At 54.4% G+C, this 17,987-nt stretch carries 12 protein-coding genes; 6 read left to right on the top strand and 6 right to left on the bottom strand.

Annotated features, from left to right (window positions below):
* The first annotated feature begins 293 nt into the window (after positions 1-293).
* Positions 294-1,532: a two-component system sensor histidine kinase NtrB gene (locus SH467x_RS05050; RefSeq protein WP_482370200.1), complete on the top strand. Its 1,239-nt coding sequence runs from the start codon at positions 294-296 to the stop codon at positions 1,530-1,532.
* Positions 1,529-2,950: a sigma-54-dependent transcriptional regulator gene (locus SH467x_RS05045; protein WP_482370199.1), complete on the top strand. Its 1,422-nt coding sequence runs from the start codon at positions 1,529-1,531 to the stop codon at positions 2,948-2,950. Before SH467x_RS05050 ends, SH467x_RS05045 begins: the two co-directional genes overlap by 4 nt.
* A 90-nt stretch (positions 2,951-3,040) precedes the next feature.
* Here the strand turns inward: SH467x_RS05045 and SH467x_RS05040 are convergent, their stop codons facing one another.
* Complete coding sequence (locus SH467x_RS05040; protein ID WP_482370198.1) at positions 3,041-4,444, bottom strand: outer membrane beta-barrel protein; 1,404 nt, start codon at positions 4,442-4,444, stop codon at positions 3,041-3,043.
* Between the two features lie 349 nt (positions 4,445-4,793).
* On the opposite strand from SH467x_RS05040, the gene SH467x_RS05035 reads away from it, so the two are divergent.
* Both SH467x_RS05035 and SH467x_RS05030 read left to right on the top strand, forming a co-directional pair.
* Positions 4,794-5,963, top strand: coding sequence for an iron-containing alcohol dehydrogenase (locus tag SH467x_RS05035; protein WP_482370197.1), 1,170 nt, complete (start codon positions 4,794-4,796; stop codon positions 5,961-5,963).
* Between the two features lie 243 nt (positions 5,964-6,206).
* Positions 6,207-8,663 (top strand): hypothetical protein, encoded by a 2,457-nt coding sequence (locus SH467x_RS05030; protein WP_482370196.1) that lies wholly within the window; start codon positions 6,207-6,209, stop codon positions 8,661-8,663.
* 40 nt (positions 8,664-8,703) lie between these two features.
* Here SH467x_RS05030 and SH467x_RS05025 read toward each other — a convergent pair whose 3' ends face one another.
* From SH467x_RS05025 to lpdA, 5 genes are all read right to left on the bottom strand, one after another.
* The gene (locus tag SH467x_RS05025; protein WP_482370195.1) at positions 8,704-9,162 is read right to left on the bottom strand and encodes a flagellar export chaperone FliS; all 459 of its coding nucleotides are present in this window, start codon (positions 9,160-9,162) and stop codon (positions 8,704-8,706) included.
* Between the two features lie 160 nt (positions 9,163-9,322).
* On the bottom strand, positions 9,323-10,753 hold the full coding sequence (locus tag SH467x_RS05020; RefSeq protein WP_482370194.1) for a phytoene desaturase family protein: 1,431 nt from the start codon (positions 10,751-10,753) through the stop codon (positions 9,323-9,325).
* A 45-nt stretch (positions 10,754-10,798) separates the two neighbouring features.
* A complete protein-coding gene (gene argC / locus SH467x_RS05015; protein WP_482370193.1) occupies positions 10,799-11,725 on the bottom strand; it encodes an N-acetyl-gamma-glutamyl-phosphate reductase in 927 nt (308 codons plus the stop codon).
* Positions 11,726-11,752: 27 nt separating this feature from the next.
* Entirely contained in the window at positions 11,753-14,584 is a 2,832-nt protein-coding gene (gene leuS / locus SH467x_RS05010; protein WP_482370192.1) for a leucine--tRNA ligase, read from the bottom strand.
* Positions 14,585-14,625: 41 nt separating this feature from the next.
* On the bottom strand, positions 14,626-16,026 hold the full coding sequence (gene lpdA / locus SH467x_RS05005) for a dihydrolipoyl dehydrogenase (protein WP_482370191.1): 1,401 nt from the start codon (positions 16,024-16,026) through the stop codon (positions 14,626-14,628).
* Between the two features lie 195 nt (positions 16,027-16,221).
* Between lpdA and SH467x_RS05000 the strand changes: the two genes are divergently transcribed.
* Positions 16,222-16,932 carry a hypothetical protein gene (locus tag SH467x_RS05000; protein ID WP_482370190.1) on the top strand — a complete coding sequence of 237 codons (711 nt, stop codon included), beginning with the start codon at positions 16,222-16,224 and terminating at the stop codon, positions 16,930-16,932.
* Positions 16,893-17,963, top strand: coding sequence for a GDSL-type esterase/lipase family protein (locus SH467x_RS04995; protein WP_482370189.1), 1,071 nt, complete (start codon positions 16,893-16,895; stop codon positions 17,961-17,963). The genes SH467x_RS05000 and SH467x_RS04995 overlap by 40 nt, the downstream gene beginning before the upstream one ends.
* Positions 17,964-17,987: the final 24 nt, after the last annotated feature.

Below are 17,987 nucleotides of genomic sequence, written 5' to 3'. Positions count from 1 at the left end.
GGATAGTACAAGGATTCATGTTGAAGAAATCGTGTCGAATACCCTGGTAAATCGCGACGCGTTGAGGGTTGTTGCGATTCGATTTTTTTTGAGGTATGGACTCTGGTCAGCTATGCGGATGTGCCGCAGCTGCCTCTTGAACCGCCAAACACACTTTACGCCGTCAACTACAGTTACTGTCTTCGGTGACATGGTTTGTTCACCCATCCATTTCAGTTGTTCGATATGGTTTCGTATGTGGACTTCGGTACAATGTGGAGTCCTTCCTCCCCCCCGCAACGCAGATCCCCGCCATGAATACTTTCTCGTATGAGTCGTTGTCGAAGCGAGCACAGCGGGAGATCTTTCGATTCGTGGCGGACTGCACCTACGACTGGGAATCCTGGCTCGATTTGGGTGGAAAATTGGTATGGGTGAATCCCGCGGTGGAGCGTCTTACCAGCTTCACGATGGCGGAGTGTCTTGGGATGCGCGAGTATCCTTTAGAGATTGTGGCCGAGCTTGATCGATCTAAGATGCAATCCATTTTGGATAACGCGGTACAGGGCGGTTCTGGAAACGACCGCGAATTCAGGATTGTGAAAAAAGACGGCAGTTTGCATTGGTTCGCAGTATCTTGGCAACCTCTAGTTGCGGGCGAAGGGGAACGGATTGGGGTTCGCATGAGCATGCGAGATATCTGCGATCGAAAGGCCTTGGAAGAAGAGAAGACGCGATACAACATTCAATTGGAAGAACTGGCCCAGGCGAGAGCTTCGCAGATTGTGGAGCTTCGAAATAAGCAGATGCAAAACGAGAAGCTAGCGGCCTTGGGTGTAATCGCCGCGAAAGTAGCGCATGAGATCAATAACCCGATGGCGGGAATCAAGAATGCAATACGACTGATCCAAGACGAAAACCAACTTTCGGATGATGCGCTGGAGATGTTTCGCCTTGTCGACAACGAGATCGAACGAATTATTCGTATTCTCCGACAACTTTATCAGCTTTACAGGCCTAACCTTTCTCCCCCGGATTCGTTCGATTTACTAAAGACGATCCATGAGGTCATCGTGTTGATTGAGACGCATTACGTTTCTCGCAAACCGAACTTCGTGCGAATCCATTGGCCCCAAGCGTGTTGGGTTGTCTGTTTCGAGCAGGAGCTAAGGCAAATTCTCTACAACGTTCTACTCAACGCGGTCCAAGCCTCGAAGGATGGGGGAGAGATTGAGATCGAATTGGATAGCCATGAAACCGAACGGCTCAGGATTCGCGTCCGAGATCATGGTCACGGGATCCCGGCCGACATGCTCCCTCGTTTGTTTGAACCTTTCTTCACGACCAAGCAAGGTCGAGAGAAGGAGGGGACGGGATTGGGGTTGGCGATTTCGCAGAGTCTTGCGACGGCCATGGGCGGATTCATCGATGCGCAGGGGACTGTTGGAGGAGGAGCCACCTTCGTTATCGAGCTCCCTGTGGTACACGTATCACCGAGCTTTCCAACAAAATCAGTATGTAATGAAGTCAAAGGAAAAGGTCGATTGCAGTGAATTCACTTTCATCCATTCTATTGGCGGACGACGAGCCGTTATTCGGTGAAACCACTTCGCGTTATTTGCGAAACCACGGTTATCAAGTGACCTATGTTACGGACGGCCATGCTGCGTTGCGTGCATTGGAAACGCATGAATTTCATGTCATCATTGCGGATTTGGACATGCCAGGCAATCGCGATTTGGAGTTGCTGCAGGCATGCCGTAAACGGTTTGCACACACGCCGTTCCTCGTGGTTACAGGAAGACCGACATTGCCCAGTGCGATTGAAGGAATTCGGCTTGGAATACACGATTACTTCCTAAAACCTTTTGAGCTTGCTGATCTGCTTCATTCGATCCATCGGGCATTGCCCAGCCAGGGTTCGACGCAGGAACCCAGTGGTAGCGCTTACCGAGAAATCTTAGGGGAAAGTATTGCCATGCGAGAGTTGAAAGCATGGCTCGATCGCGTGTCCCACTCCAACGCAACAGTCCTTATCCGTGGTGAAAGTGGGACGGGTAAAGAGTTGATCGCGCGCGAGATCCATCAAGCAAGTTTGCGGTCGAACCAACCGTATATCACCATCGACTGCGCTTCGATTCCAGAAAGTCTTATCGAGTCGACGCTGTTTGGTCACGTGAAAGGATCGTTCACTGGCGCGACTGCGGATAAGGTTGGATTGTTAGCGCAGGGAGATCGAGGAACCGTGTTCCTGGATGAGATCGGCGAGTTGCCGTTGCCGATGCAGGCGAAGCTTCTACGGGTCCTGCAGTTTGGTACATTCATTCCATTGGGTGGAACCGAAGAGATGCGTGTCGACACGCGTGTCATCGCGGCCACCAACCGCGATCTATCGGCAGAGGTCTCGAAAGGAAAGTTTCGACTCGACTTGTACTACCGCCTGTCCGTGTTGGAGGTCGTGCCTCCCCCATTGCGAGACCGTATCGACGATATCGAAATGCTCGCCCAGCATTTTCTAGATCGCATTTCGCAGCGAGACCGCAGGTCCAAGTGGATGTTGCATCCGACCGCCATCGAAGCCTTGCGAAACTACAGTTGGCCCGGAAATGTGCGCGAGCTTCAGAATACGATCGAGCGTTGTGTGTGTTTGGCAGAACGTCAAACGATCTATTCGACTGATATTGCCGCGGCGCTGTCAAAACAGGTCGCAACCAATGCCTCCATGACGCATGGAATCGGGCAAACAGCCCCGACACGGCAACGCGACCTACCCAGCTGGCACGGTCAGCACACTCAAAGCGAAAAGCTCTATCTCGAGGGCTTGCTCGCCCAGTACCAAGGCAACGTGTCGCAAGCCGCGAAAGCAGCGGGTATTACCCGGCAAGGCCTTCATAAAGCGATCGTACGATTGGGATTGGATATCCATTCGTTTCGCAAGAACGGTCGCTCGACAGAAATCTCGGCCTCGTGAATGGGCTCTGTTGAAACGAACACACCTCGCTTGACGCGAGGTGTGTCGTTGGATGTTGTCGTTCAAGAGAACGATTTTCAACAAGTTCGTTTAGAACGTGAAGACCATGTCACCGCCAAAGGCAGCTTGGCTGGAATCAGCATTCTCGTTGAAGCCGTAGTTGGCTTTATCCCAAACCCAGCGAACTTCAGGTCGGAACATGAGGTTCGCGTTGTGGCGATAGTTTACACCGACCGTGTAGTTGTACAGATCGTTGTTCGAGTTACCTGCGAATCGGTTGCTGCCAGCGCTGAAGCCCTCGCCACCGTAGTTGAACCACTCGAAGCGTTGTCCCAAGGAAACGCAATCATTGAGTTGGTAAATCAAGTAGTGGATGTTACCGAAGGTGTTTCGGTGAGCAGCGCCCGATACGTTCCGTGTGAAGAGAACGTCCGTTTGGTTGATGTAGGTCAACTTCTCGGTCAAACCAGCGGTCAGAATCAAGCTGTGCACACCACCTCGTTCGCGAGGATCGGTACGATCGCCGAAGCGTCCAAGAGCCGACGAGTAAACAACCGTCAAATCGTCGCTGACAACTCGCTTGAAACCGCTCAGATACGCATCACCGTTGTCATCGAAGCCGCTGTCCCAACCCATGACGTATCCGCCATAGAGCTGAGTGTCATCGTCTACGTTGTAGGTTCCCAAAGCACCGGTGTGGGTGAAGGGCTCTGCATTGTAGAACGTGAACTGACGGCTGTAGAAGAAGTTACCGGTTGCACCGACAACTTCGTTCCCGACGATCGTGAAGAAGCGACCGATCTTCATGCTCAAATCACCGGAAGCGACTTCGCCGTAAACTTGTGGCAGCGAATGCCCGTAAGCACCGCCGTTGTCCCACGAATCGTCGAAGCGACCTGGGGTCCCGAACGCTTGGGTGTCAGGAGCATCGGTACCGTATACGTAGTCGATACGTCCACCGAACCCGAGGCCTTCGCTTCCGTCAGCAATCTTTTCAGCGAAGAACCATTGCTGGCCCAACTGAACTCGGCTGTCGTAGGTGTTGAAGCTGAATGGGTTTTGATGGGAGTGGTACCCAACGCTGGTCCACCCGCCCACATTCAATCCGGCGATCCCGCATGGGAACAATTTCCATGGCTCGCCGATGCAGCAATCTCCGAGGAGACCGCCACCAAAACAGCTTCCGCACGACGAGTTGTCGCAGCCGCCCAGTCCGTCGCAGCTGGATTTGCCATCGCAAATCGCAGCCACATCGCATGCTGGCGAGTTATCGCAGCAAGCGGACGAGGCGATCGGTGCTGGTGCACTGGACTTTTCAGCATCGCTAGCAGATGTGATCGGAGCTGGAGCTTGTGTTGCGGCTCCATCTTCGTTGTAGCTGTAGTAAGAAGCTGGGTAATAGCGAGGAGCAGTTCGGTTGCTTTGACCGAAGGCCGTTCCCCCTAAGCAAGCGCCTGCAATCATTGCAGAAAGCGCTACTTTGCTTAATTTCATAGTTCTGGAACTCCTATCCTGAACGAACGGAACGCTATAGCGTTGGAAACGGCCGAACCTGTATGGCCAATCTCCTATAAAGCTCACGGTCGAACAGCTGGCTACAATCCCGGGAGAGCGGGTTGAGTTGGTTCTTCCGTGAACGGGTACTCGCCATCGTTATCGGACACTGTTCTTCATAGAATTCATGCGAAGAATCGGCTACTGCACGACTCTTACAACCGGAGGGTGGTGGTTTTGGTAAACTGTTCCGTTAAGGTAGAATGGTCGAGCCCTCTCCCTCTCCTTTCCCGCCTCGGTCGTCGCTTCCCCATCGCCTCCAAGCGATTTCGCTAACCCAACAGAATCAATGCAGGCATTCGATTACCAACTTCGCCCACGCATTCTTTTCGGCGCCAACAGTATCGATCAACTCGGTGTGCTAGCAAAGGATATGGACAGCACGAAAGTCCTTTTGGTTAGCGATCCGGGAGTCGTGCAAGCAGGGATCTTTGACCGGGGGCGTGAAAGCTTACAAAACGCCGACTTGCAAGTGGTCGGGTTCCATGACTTCACCGAGAACCCCTCCACCCGCCATGTGGACGAAGGGGTGCGCGTGGCGAAGTCTTTCCGTCCCGATTTGATCGTAGGACTCGGCGGCGGTTCCAGTATGGACTGTGCGAAAGGGATCAATTTCATCTATTCCTGCGGGGGAAGAATCCACGACTATTGGGGGGTTGGGAAGGCAACGGGACCTTTGCTGCCAATGATCGCCATTCCTACGACGGCCGGAACGGGGAGTGAAACCCAATCCTTTGCGTTGATCAGCGACCCCGAAACCCACGTGAAGATGGCTTGTGGCGACCCGCGTGCTGCGTGCCGTATTGCAATGCTCGACCCGGTTTTGACCCTGACGCAACCTGCCCGCGTCACCGCTTTGACCGGGATCGATGCGCTGACCCACGCGCTCGAAACATTCGTCTGCAATCGACGCAATCCCATGTCGGAGTGTTACTCGTTGGAAGCTTGGCGGAGGTTGACCGCCGGATTCTCCCGAGTCATTCACCATCCCATGGATTTGCAAGCTCGCGGGGATATGCTCCTGGGTGCGGCATTCGCAGGGATGGCAATCGAGGCGTCCATGTTGGGAGCAGCCCACGCGCTCGCCAATCCCCTCACCGCAAATCTGGGGACCCCTCACGGGCAAGCGGTCGGATTGATGATGCCCCATGTGATCCGGTTCAATAGCTCGGTTGTCGGAGATCGCTATGAAACGTTGATGAAAAATGCATCAACTCCGGGCTCACAAGCTATCCCGGCCGCCGAACAGCTTGCAGTGCAAATGACCAACTGGCTCAGCGAGGCCGGTCTCGCGACCACTTTGTCACAGTTAGACGGTTGGCCGAGCGACAACAACCAAGCAGAATCGCTCGTGCAAATGCTCGCCGCGGGTGCCATCAAACAGTGGACTGCCGGCTTCAATCCTCGATCGGTCACAGAGGCCGACATGTTCGACCTCTACCAACGAGCCCTCTCTTAGCAGCAATTTCAAGGTCCTTTTCGATCGTCCTTTTCGATCGTCCTTTGCGATCGTCCTTTGCGATCGTCCTTTGCGATATTGGGTGCTTGGCCTGCGGCATCTGCCGAGGATCGCTCGTCAAAAAAGCAGTGATTAGGAAATCGTTTACAATACAGGGCTCCTCTATAATAGTGGGCTCCTCGTGGATGGTTCGCACCTGCGGCTCTCGTTTTGATCGTTTCCCAATAGTTCCATAGGCCTTCGATGACCCGTCGCCCTGCCTCGTTCGCTTGGATTCTACTTCTGATTCTCTTTGTGGGATGTCGCGGTTGCACCCCTGGGGCGAATTCTCTGTCCACCAACGAAGAGGATAACAAGAAATCAAAACGGCTGGACCGAGACGAGATGCGTGCCATTCCTTATGCACGCGAAACGGTGGGCATGTTTCTCAAGCCAGGTCATTGGTACCAGGCCAACCAAAAGCTGACGGCCAATGAAGAAGACGAATCGCTGGCAGCCAGTTTGATGATCTATGACCGCGATCGCAAACCGGTCCCCATTTACCCCGGCTACGCGCCCCTTGACTTCCAACGAAACCTATCGCTCGCTCGAGGCCAATCGAAGAACATCCGTTTGATGTTCTTTCAGCCTGACGTCCCTGTAAACAACGAAGGGGAGATCGATACAACCGCAACTAGCACTCCGTCGTATCTGGGAATCGCGTACACGGAACGGCGAAGTGGTGTACCGGTGTATCTGGAGGAATTTCCATCCCGTCTGCTCGACGGATACCAATACAACTTGATTACTCTGAGCGCAGATCCTTCTCGTTATCTTTTTTGGCGCGGGTTGCCCTGCATGTTTTGGCCATCGACCGCGCGATTGACGAACGAACGATTTGCCCCTCACAAAGTGTATGATCTCGACGAAGACGAAATTGCAGGTCAATTCCCAAGCCGATTCTTCGCGATGACGTCCACATCTCACATCGTGATCAACGATGCCTCTCCATCCCTCCTGTCCCGTGAACAACAAGATGCACTGCTCGATTGGCTCCATTTTGGTGGAACCGTCGTGATCAATGGCCCCGATGCGGTGGGTGGCATCGATGGCTCCTTCTTCAAAGAGTTTGCTCCGATCCAAAACACCTCCACCACGGCTTGGACGGACGACGATACTTCTCGACTCAATTCCAAATGGACGATCCGCCGTGCTGGCGATCCATTGGTTCCTTTCCAGGCCGACCGAACTCTTTCCAAGCTGGCTGGCGATCTCACCGAGTCGAGTTCATGGATCGGGTCCCTGGAAGGGTTGGTTGCCGAACGACTAGTAGGACAAGGGCGCGTGGTGATGACAACATTCCCTATGTCGGACAGTTCGTTTGTGCGGTGGCCCTCGTACGATTCACTGATCCACAACGCAGTCTTGCGAAAGCCCTCACGAACCTTTTCCCCGGCTCCCGATATCGACACTCTTTATGCCGGTTCCTTGCAAGGTACCGAGATGAACCCACTTCACTCTACCCGATTGAGAATTTGGGCTCGCGATCTGGATATCTCCATGATGACCAATCCCAAGCCGGCTGACACGGTGAACGATCAATCGGCGCGGTTTCCTGCGTCGAAGAAGACGAGTCTGGGAGCCTGGAATCCGGATTCCGAAATCGTGCTCGCCGCTCGCACGGGATTGCAAGAAGCCTCGGGGATTAGTGTCCCGCGGTTAGAAACGGTGATCAAGTTGCTGGTCGGGTACCTCATCGTTCTCGTTCCGCTGAACTGGTTGGTCTTCCGACTGGTCGGGCGGGTCGAACTAGCTTGGGTGGCCGCACCGATCATCTCGATCCTCGGCGCGTTTGTTGTGGCCCGGAGTGTTCAATTAGACGTCGGATTCTCGAGAAGCCAGCAGACCTATGGGATTCTCGAAGCCCATGCCAAACATCCGAGAGGCGTTCTCTCCAGTTACACCGCCCTCTACACGTCCTTGTCCACCCAGTACAAAGCCCAGTACGACGAGGACATCGGGATCGTTACTCCCATGTTGCCTCCCAAAAACGATGCCCCCTTCTCGCGCCGGATCGTGACTTCGAAAGTCCCCTACACGTACGCGGATTCCGAAGCGAGTGGATTGCAGAATCATTCGGTCCTATCCAATACGACAGGATTGCTGCAAACCGAAGAGGTGGTCGATCTAGGGGGAGGCTTTCAAGCATCGTTTCAAGATGACGAAAGTGACGTCCGCTGGACCAACAGTATGCAAATTCCCTTGTTGGATTTGGCGGTCCTTCGACTGAGTCAACGAGGGGAACTACAAATCGGTTGGATCGGGGACTTAGCGACCGGTGAATCCGCAGAGGTGCAATGGTTCGAGGGAGAAAAAGTCGAACGGTGGCATCCGAACTGGGATCAAAACCCCATTTTAAAGAGGCCAGATGTGCTGCGCGCCGATGGAACCAAATGGCATGGCGATGAAAAATTCGAAGATTTGTATCTCGGTAGTATGCTCGAATTGGTCGCTAGTCAATATCCGCTAGGTCGAGGAGAGTGCATCGCGATCGGATGGACCGATCAAGACAAAAGTCGACTCACCATCGCACCCGCGACAACGCAGACGAAAAAGCGAACGCTGGTCCTGCTCCACGCCAAGGCATCGGAACTTCCCCCTGCACCGAACCCCGATACAGGCATATTCCCCAGAATCGAAGAGGAAGAGGGAGCACCGTAAGTCGTGTAACGCTTCTTTTGTGGAAGCCTACTGGCCGGCGTTAAGCCTGAAACGAGAACGACGAAGTCGATTCTTCGTACGACGACTGCGTAGACTGGAAATGGGGCGGGGGCACCATCCCTCCGCTGCTTTCGATCGCTTCTTTGCGAACGAACATCGCCCATGTTTCCATTTCGATCTCCAAGATTTCGGAAACGTTCTGCATCGCTTCCACGTCCCGTTCGATCACGACGGCAGCAATCAACTTCGACATAAAGACGTAGAGGTCTGTCGTGATTTGGGCCAACTCATGTTTGGGATCGACAACACCTGCAAGCAATTCCGTGATGATGTCCTGAATTCGCAAGACCCATTGGTCCGCCTCGGCAGGTTTGTCCTGTTTCCACAGGTCTTGGACTACAAGAGAGAGTCCATGAGCCTTCTGAAGCAGCAGAAATCTCAGCTTCGCTGGAGTCGCTGACTCAACCTCTTGTCGCAGGAATGCTTCTTGTGAATCCATGGAACGCTCGATCGACCGTGACGCCTTGAAAGGGCAGAAGAACCCTTACACTCTGCCCGACGAATCGGCATCCTTTGCGTTCCAGCTTGATTCTGCAGGCGTTTTTTTTGAATTGATAAGGAAGTGAAACGGCAAAACCGTTAAAGTCTAACAAGGTCGCCTACGACGCGATCTCGCGAAGACAGTGTTGGTTGGCCATCGATATGCCGCTCACGATGGCGCCGACGATCCCCACGAAGCCTTGGTCGGTGCCGCACAAATACAAGTTCTTCAGCCGCGTTGTACCATCCAGTTGTTTGACGGGCGCTCCATAGACGGCGCCATTATCGTGAGACGTGAATCGTCGAATGGTTTTCGGAGTGAAAATATCGCTGTCGACAACGTTTCTTCTAAAGTCAGGGATAAACCGAACAGCAGACGCGACGGACTCGTCGTACCAACGATATTTGGCTCGGCGGTATTCTTCCTCATTTAACGAGGACCATCGCTGGAAGTCGGCGATCGTGGTCAATCGCATCAAACCGGCTTCCAGTTGTCCGTCATCAGGTGTGTAGTCGTAATTGTTGGGGGAGCAGATGACTCCTGTACGAATATCGCACATCTCCGTCGTGGGTTTCGTCCAATGGAAGGTGTCTGAGTCGTTGTAGAACACGATCGTTTTGTCAAAGCCAATATCGCGGGGCTGCCGATCTAGGACCGAGATCGATTCGATAAATGTCATCTCGCCCGCAGTCGCTACCTCGACGACCGAACGGTCCTCGCAAAGCCGCATCGTCTCGACAATCCCAGCACTGGATAGAATTCGCCTCGCCCGCAGTTGGGTTCCGTCTTCCAACTCGACCCCGACGGCACGCCCCTCTTCGACGCAAATTTTTGCAATTCCGCTTCGCAGACGCAGTTCGCCCCCAAGCTCCCGATAGCGGCGAACCAAATGTTTCAAGATCAACCGAACTCCTTTAAAGGGGCGGGCAAATCCCTCTAGGAAGATACTGCGAAACATGATGCAGAATTGTCCCCAATCCATGTCATGCTCTCGCGCGTTGCCATACCACATCAAAGGACAGAGCAGCATCTCGATCAGCAATGGATCGCTTAGAATCTCGTTCAAGATCTCCCGCGTGGAGAGCTGAAAGTCTTCCTGTTTGAGGTCGTCGTAATCGATCAATTGACCGAGCAGTTTCTGAAACGCGTCTTTCTGTTTCGGAAATTTTTGCTCGATCTCGGTTTGCAGCAGTTGGATATCGTTGTCAAAGTCCAAGTGCACGCCGGGAAATGCGATCCGAGAACCGCATTGCTCGGCGAGCTGGAAATCTTCCCATCGAAACCTCAGCTGCTTGAGGAGCCTGGCCAAGGGCCCTTTTTTGGTTCCCTTCGCCGTGAAGTTCGTCATCGCATGAAGACCGACATCGAAGTTGCGACCATTGAGTCGGTAGAAAGAGTTCAATCCGCCAATGGTCCAGTGCTTCTCGAGAATACATACCTTTTGGTCGTAGTGGGCCAATCGAATACCTGCCGCCAAACCGCTCATCCCCGCACCGATAATGATGGTGTCGTAAGGTTCTTTTGCGGTGAGCTCGGAAGGAGATTGCATGGACGGATTTGCGTTGGTTGGGTTGGAAAGGAATCGACGAAATTCTTAGACGCCCGACATCAATCGAAGGTTTTGGACAGCGGCACCGCTTGCCCCTTTCCCTAAATTATCCAGCTTGGCAATCAATACCGCTTGCTTAAGCACGTCATCTCCGAAGACGCTGAGCTCCATGCGGTTGGTTCCATTGAGCGCTTCCGCTTCGACTCTTCCGTTTTCCGTAGGCGGAACGACGCTCACAAATTCGCATCCTGCGTAATGCTCTCGCAGGCAGTCTTCGAGCTGACTCGTCTTGGAAACGCCCCGCAGCATATCGAAATGGACGGCAATCTCCACAATCATACCGCTGTGAAAGGAGCCCACCGACGGTAAAAATATCGGGCGCCGAGTCAACCCTGTGTACTTTTGCAATTCCGGCACATGCTTGTGCTTCAGCTGCAGGCCATAGACATCGAGGGGGGGAGCTTTTTGAGTTGGATCGGTCGTCTCGTAGGCTTCGATCATTTGCCGCCCCCCTCCCGAATAACCGCTAAACCCTTGGACAACGAGAGGGTAATCGTTGGGCATCCAACCGGCTTGAACGAGTGGCCGGGTGAGGCCGATTCCGCCGGTCGGGTAGCATCCCGGATTGGAAACGCGATCGGAAACTCGGATCCGTTCAGGCTGCTGGCGATCTAGCTCTGGGAAACCGTAGGTCCACCCATCCGCAACGCGATGGGCCGTGCTAGCGTCGATGATGCGCGGTCGTTTTGCGTTGGCGAGCGAGTCGACGAGCGTCACCGTTTCCCTCGCCGCATCATCATGCAGACAGAGTATGACAAAGTCGACATCCCCTAATAGCTGTTTCTTCACATGGGGATCTTTTCTCGCGGCAGGGTCGATGCTCACCAATTGAAATTGAGGAAGCTCAACCAATCGTTCACGGATTTGCAGACCCGTTGTTCCCGCTTCGCCATCGATGAAGATCCGTGCCATAGTGAGTTCCCTGATTCAACAACGCGGTTACTTGACGACGAAATTGACCATGCGTCCCGGTACAACAATCGCTTTCACAATCTGCTTTCCTTCGAGCAATTCATGAATCCGTTCATGTCCCCTCGCGGCTGCTTCGAGCTGTTCTCCGGTCGCATCGGCAGGGACAAGCACTTTCGCGCGAACCTTGCCATTGATCTGCAAAGGGACCTCCACTTCGCTGGCCTTCGTCAATGCTTCATCGAAAGCTGGCCAAGGCTCGTAGGCGAGTGAGGTCGCATGCCCGAGCGCTTCCCACAATTCTTCGGAGATGTGGGGTGCGTAGGGGGCCAAGAGCAATACGAGAGTCTCCATGGCCTTCTTCGGTCGAACAGCTTCCTTTGTGAAGAAGTTGACGAACTCCATCATTCGCGCGATCGGTGTGTTGACGCCGAGCGATTCGATATCCCGCGTGACGTTCATGATCGTGCTATGGATGACGCGATTCTGCTCCGGTGTCGGCGCGATGTCTTGGATCGAGTCGACCAAGGCATTGGTATCGCTCTGCGTATCGATCATGAGCCGCCAAACTCGATCGAGGAAATTTCGAACGCCGTTAACCCCCTTGGTGCTCCACGGCTTGGTCGCCTCCAAGGGCCCCATGAACATTTCGTACAGGCGTAGCGAGTCGGCACCGTATTCGGAAACCACCGAATCAGGATTGATCACGTTCCCGCGCGATTTGGACATCTTGTGGGCTCGGCTATCGACGCGGATCGACTCATCGGTGAGGAGCACAAAGCAATCACCGGATTTGGTCACGGCTGCCTCATCCACCTTCACCGCTTGAACGGGTTCCTTCGTCGCGCGATCGACATATCCGGACTCACCTTTCTCGATCGATGCGGTGCTGACCCAAGTGGAATCGCTTCTTTGATAACCGGTGAATTCCACTTCACCTAGGATCATCCCTTGGTTTACCAACTTCTGAAACGGTTCCGGATGCGAGACGTGTCCTCGATCGTAAAGGACTTTATGCCAAAAGCGAGCATAGAGTAAGTGGAGCACTGCATGCTCGGCTCCGCCGACATAGAGATCGACGGGCATCCAAGCTCGCTCTTTGTCGCGATCGACCAAAGCTTTGTCATTGTTCGGGTCGATGAATCTCAAGTAATACCAACAGGACCCTGCCCACTGCGGCATGGTGTTCGTTTCTCGGCGATAACGCTTTCCGTCGATCGTGACGTATAGCCACTCGTCGGCGGCTTTTGCCAACGGCGGTTCAGGGCGACCATGGGGTTTGAAATCCTCGAGTTGAGGCAAGTCGACGGGGAGTTGCTCGCGATCCACACCCCTCATCCGCCCCGTCGGATTTCCAGCCGAATCGAGCTCGTGCAGGATTGGGAATGGTTCGCCCCAGAATCGCTGACGACTAAAGAGCCAATCGCGCAGCTTGTAGTTCACTGCGCCCTTCGCAATACCCGAAGCGGAAAGAGTCGCAATCATTTTCGCTTTCGCATCGTCGGTCCCCAGCCCATCGAGCGATCCACTGTTCATCGCTTTGCCAGGACCGGTGTAGCACGCAGTTCCGTCGAGAATGCTCTGCAATGCATCACCCGCCGAATCCGGACGGACAACACAGACAACGGGCAATTGATAAGCGGTTGCAAACTCGAAATCGCGATCGTCGTGGGCAGGGACGGCCATAATGGCTCCCGTTCCGTACCCGATCAACACATAGTCGGCGATCCAAACAGGAATTGGAATCCCAGTAACTGGATTGATCGCGTAAGCCCCCGAAAAAACACCGGTCTTCTTTTTGTCGCCATCGGTACGGTCCCGATCGCTCTTGAACGCAGCAGCCTCGCAGTACTTGTCTACCGCTTCTTTCTGAGCGGGAGAGACAATTTTCTTAACAAGTGGATGTTCCGGAGCGACGACCATATAGGTCGCGCCAAAGAGAGTGTCCGGACGAGTGGTGTAAACGCGAATCGAGTCTTCGGGTTGGACTTCGGGGAAAGGTTTTGTTGCGCGGGATGCCTTCCAAGATGCGAATGCCTCTGCGCTGCAAACGGGAAAGTCCACTTCGGCGCCGGTGCTGCGACCGATCCAGTCGGCCTGCAATTTTTTGATGCTCGGAGACCAATCCAATCCATCAAGATCGTTCAATAGCCGATCGCCGTAGGCGGTAATGCGGAGCATCCACTGTCTCAGTGGGATGCGCTGGACGGGATGGCTTCCTCGCTCGCTCTTACCATCGATGACTTCCTCGTTGGCTAACACCGTACCGAGACCAGGGCACCAGTTCACCAGAGCTTCGTCTTGGTAGGCCAACCGATGGCGATCGCGGTACACGGCCACGGCATGCTCCCCTGCCGATTGCACCTCCGAGGGAATGGGCAGCTCGGAGATAGGGCGTCCTTTTTGCTGCTCCGGATCGAACCAAGTATCGAAGAGCTCCAGGAAGATCCATTGGGTCCACTTGAAATAGGCGACGTCGGTCGTTGCCAAACTCCGATCCCAATCGTACGAAAAGCCCAACATCTTCAACTGGCGTGTGAAGTTGGCGATGTTTTTTTCCGTGCTCACGCGCGGGGGAGTATTCGTCCGGATCGCATATTCCTCGGCCGGAAGCCCGAACGCATCGTAACCCATCGGATGCAATACAGTCTTCCCTTGCATTCGGGAATACCGAGCGACGATATCGGTCGCGGTATACCCCTCTGGGTGACCTACGTGGAGGCCTTCGCCGCTGGGGTAAGGGAACATGTCCAGGACATAGACCTTCTCACCGGCGGGCAATTCGGGGCATCGAAAGGTTTTGTTCGATTCCCAATAGCTTTGCCACTTGGGTTCGATAACGGCGGGGTTGTAACGAGGCATTCTGTCTATCGTCTGTGGAAATCAATTGGATCGGAAAGGAATCACGCAGAGTGGATCGCACGTCCATCGACGGCGAGCGCCGCTTCGTGAACGACTTCTGCCAACGTCGGGTGGGCGTGGCAGCTGCGAGCGATGTCCTCGCTGCTGGCGCCGTATTCCATCGCAATCGATGCTTCTGCGATCAAATCGCCAGCCCTCGCACCGATGATGTGAACTCCCAAGACGCGGTCTGTCTTCGCATCCGCAAGAATCTTCACGCGCCCTTCGATATCCCCGAGCGTTCTGGCACGGCCGTTCGCACCGTAGGGGCCTACTCCCTTGCGATATTCGATACCCGCCTGTTTGAGTTGCTCTTCGGTTTTTCCAACCGTCGCAATCTCAGGGTGGGTGTAAACGATGGCGGGGATGCAATCGTAATTGAAGTGGGCGTGGATTCCGGCGATCCGTTCGACGCACACGACGGCTTCTTCCATCGCTTTGTGCGCGAGCATCGCTCCTCCAATTAAATCTCCCACGGCGTAGATGCTGGGAACAGCCGTGCGATAAGTGGACAAATCGACGGGGATGAACCCTCGTTTGTCCGTTTCGATTCCGACCGTTTCAAGGCCTATGTTGTGGGAGTTGGGGACTCGGCCCGCTGCGAGCAGAACGCGGTCACATACGATGGGTTCGGCTCCCTTGCATCGGACGACGCATTTACCGTTTTCTACCTTGGCGCTTTCGACCCACGAGTTGAGTCGGAATTCGATACCTTGACGCGTGAAGATCCGCTGGGCCATTTGGCTCAATTCGTTGTCCATACCCGGCAAAATTCGGTCCATCGCTTCGAGCACAATGACCTTGCTACCTAATCGGTTCCAGACCGAGCCGAGTTCCAGTCCGATGTATCCGCCGCCGATGACGACGAAATTCTCGGGGACGGCTGGGTAAGAGAGGGCGGCCGTGCTATTGCCGATAAGGTTTCCATCCTCTTCGACTCCCCGCATGGAGGCGGGGCGAGAACCGGTCGCTAAGATGACATGCTTTGCCTTGATCATCACCGTTTCGCCGGTGAGGAGTCGAACGACTACCGTGTTGGGATCATGGAGCTGCCCGAGACCGTTGTAACCGGTGACTTTATTCTTTTTGAAGAGGAGATCGATCCCGCCGGTCAACGTTTGTACGACCTGGTCCTTGCGCTTCATCATCGCAGCCAAATCCAATTGGACTTGGCCGACGACGACGCCGTGATTCCCCAATCCGGCCTTGGTGTCGTGGTAGATGTGGCTGGATTCCAAAAGCGCTTTGCTCGGGATGCATCCGATGCGGAGGCAGGTTCCACCGAACTTGTTGTTCTCGTCGATGCAAGCGGCGTTCATACCTAGTTGCGCTGCTCGAATGGCGGCGACGTAACCACCGGGGCCACCCCCGAGCACAACCACATCGTGTTCAATAGTCTTCATGGTGCTTTCGTTTTTTTAGAATTGGGCAAGCCGGAACCTTGGAACCGTCACAAAGCTTATCCGTTGAGCTCTAAATTCCAAGGTCCAACGGGCTGAATCCGGGAATGGGGAAAGGCTTGGGAGTAACTCTTGCAATAGGGTCAGATGGAGTCAGGAGGGTGCCAACCGGTACAAAACCGTTAAACTGAGCACCCTATGATTTCCAAACGAGTCGATCGCTGGATCGAATGGACCAAATGGCCGGTTGCCACCCTCGCGACGCTCACGCTTCCCATCACCCTGGTTTCCATGGGCCGATGGCTCTATGCGTCCCTGGCTTCTCCCGTTTATTTGGTGATGTTTCTTGCCGGTCTAGGGCTCATTCTGTTCGCTTCCCGTACGTCGTTTGCATCGTCGCGCGTGGTTCGGACCCTCTTTCGGCTTCTGCATGATGCCACCCAAGTGGCCGTGGCGACTCTTTTGTTCCACCCGGTGGTTGCGATTCGACGGAAAACGGACGCACCGGACTTGTCCCGAGTTCGCTGGCTCGGAAAGGGGAATTGGGTTCTCTTAGCAGCACCGTACGCCTTTCCTCTTTCCACGCTCCTGGTCTGGATTCCCTCGGTCCTCTTGTTTGCCCCTCTGCGGTCGGCCATGCTCGGTTTTGGACTTGGGCTCCATTGGGTTTACTTGGTTTACCATTGGAGAACGGGAACCAGCGAATTGCGACGATTGGGGAATCCGTTTTGTTGGATGTTTCTTCCCGCCGTGAATCTACTGATCGCAGGGGGGATCTTCGCATTTGCCATCGGAGGATTTTCCGGTGTGGGCAACTTTCTGGTTGATTGGTTCTCGCTCCCTTGGGATACTTGGAATTCGGTTCGATCATGGCTCGAATCGTCCCTCCCCTCACCGAAAGCATCATGACGCATCCCCACCTTCGCACTGTTTCTCGCTTCGCGGGCCCAGTTTCTCGTTTTGCGGGCAGCGCCGCCTTCTTGTTCGCCTCCACACTGGTTAGCACTCCGGTCCTTCCCTCCGATTCCGGTCAAGCGTTCGCAGAGCCGTTCTTGGGTGCCGCTGCTGGTAACCTAACGGCAGGACCTGCGGAGGACGTGGTGGCCGCGAAGGGATTCTTGCAGGCCAACGATACCATCGCTTGGATTGGTTCTGGATTCACCGAGCGGATGCAGCAATCCAACTGGATCGATCTGGTCCTCACGGTCGCCGATCCCAGCTTGAAGTTCCGCAACATCGGATGGAGTGGTGATACGGTCTTCGGCGACGCTCGCGGTGTTTTTGGGGGCCGAGAGGATGGCTTCAAACGACTGCTTGGGGATTTGGATAAAGCCAAAGCAACGGCAGCGATCGTCTGCTACGGTGAGAACGAGTGCCGCGAAGGGGCGGCCGGGCTGGATGCCTTCGAAAAGGGCTACCGCAAACTTCTCCAGCAATTGGCGGATCGCAAATTGCGTATTGCACTGATCCTCCCTCGACGGTTCGAAGAATCAGCGGTGCCCAACGCAAAATATTGGAACGAACAGTTGCCCGCCTACAACACGGCGACGCGACGCATCGCTGTCGAGCTCAAGCTCCCTGTCATCGATTTGGAAAAATTCCACGCCGACAAAAAGCTAACGACCGACGGGATCTACTGGACTCCCGATGGCTATCGGCTGGTAGGGATGGAGATGGCTCAGCAGTTGGGGTTGTCGATTCCGGACTCGTGGCGTCGTCAGTTCGAGGAGACTCCCAACGCAGCGACTCTCGCCAACTATCGCGATTTGATCCGTCAAAAGAACGAGTGGTTTTTTCATTACCACCGTCCCCAAAACGAGACGTATCTCTTTCTGTTTCGAAAGCATGAACAAGGAAACAATGCTGCCGAGCTGGAAGAGATTACTCCAGAGATCGCAGCGCTCGAAGATCGCATTCGCCAAGCGCTGTCGACCCGATAAGGCTTCACCGGTCAAAGCTAGAAT

Source organism: Brakhagea slesvicensis (assembly GCF_052161625.1).
In the GTDB taxonomy this organism is placed as follows: Bacteria; Planctomycetota; Planctomycetia; order Pirellulales; family Pirellulaceae; genus JBKCUI01.
Note: the sequence above shows the minus strand (reverse complement) of the source record. Positions and strands in the feature narration are given on the sequence as shown.

What these genes read in the sequence shown, in the direction of transcription:
- SH467x_RS05050 (WP_482370200.1), top strand. Translation starts at nt 294, where the DNA reads ATGAATACTTTCTCGTATGAGTCGTTGTCGAAGCGAGCACAGCGGGAG.
- SH467x_RS05040 (WP_482370198.1), bottom strand. Translation starts at nt 4,444, where the DNA reads ATGAAATTAAGCAAAGTAGCGCTTTCTGCAATGATTGCAGGCGCTTGC.
- SH467x_RS05035 (WP_482370197.1), top strand. Translation starts at nt 4,794, where the DNA reads ATGCAGGCATTCGATTACCAACTTCGCCCACGCATTCTTTTCGGCGCC.
- SH467x_RS05030 (WP_482370196.1), top strand. Translation starts at nt 6,207, where the DNA reads ATGACCCGTCGCCCTGCCTCGTTCGCTTGGATTCTACTTCTGATTCTC.
- SH467x_RS05025 (WP_482370195.1), bottom strand. Translation starts at nt 9,162, where the DNA reads ATGGATTCACAAGAAGCATTCCTGCGACAAGAGGTTGAGTCAGCGACT.
- SH467x_RS05020 (WP_482370194.1), bottom strand. Translation starts at nt 10,753, where the DNA reads ATGCAATCTCCTTCCGAGCTCACCGCAAAAGAACCTTACGACACCATC.
- argC (WP_482370193.1), bottom strand. Translation starts at nt 11,725, where the DNA reads ATGGCACGGATCTTCATCGATGGCGAAGCGGGAACAACGGGTCTGCAA.
- leuS (WP_482370192.1), bottom strand. Translation starts at nt 14,584, where the DNA reads ATGCCTCGTTACAACCCCGCCGTTATCGAACCCAAGTGGCAAAGCTAT.
- lpdA (WP_482370191.1), bottom strand. Translation starts at nt 16,026, where the DNA reads ATGAAGACTATTGAACACGATGTGGTTGTGCTCGGGGGTGGCCCCGGT.
- SH467x_RS05000 (WP_482370190.1), top strand. Translation starts at nt 16,222, where the DNA reads ATGATTTCCAAACGAGTCGATCGCTGGATCGAATGGACCAAATGGCCG.
- SH467x_RS04995 (WP_482370189.1), top strand. Translation starts at nt 16,893, where the DNA reads ATGGCTCGAATCGTCCCTCCCCTCACCGAAAGCATCATGACGCATCCC.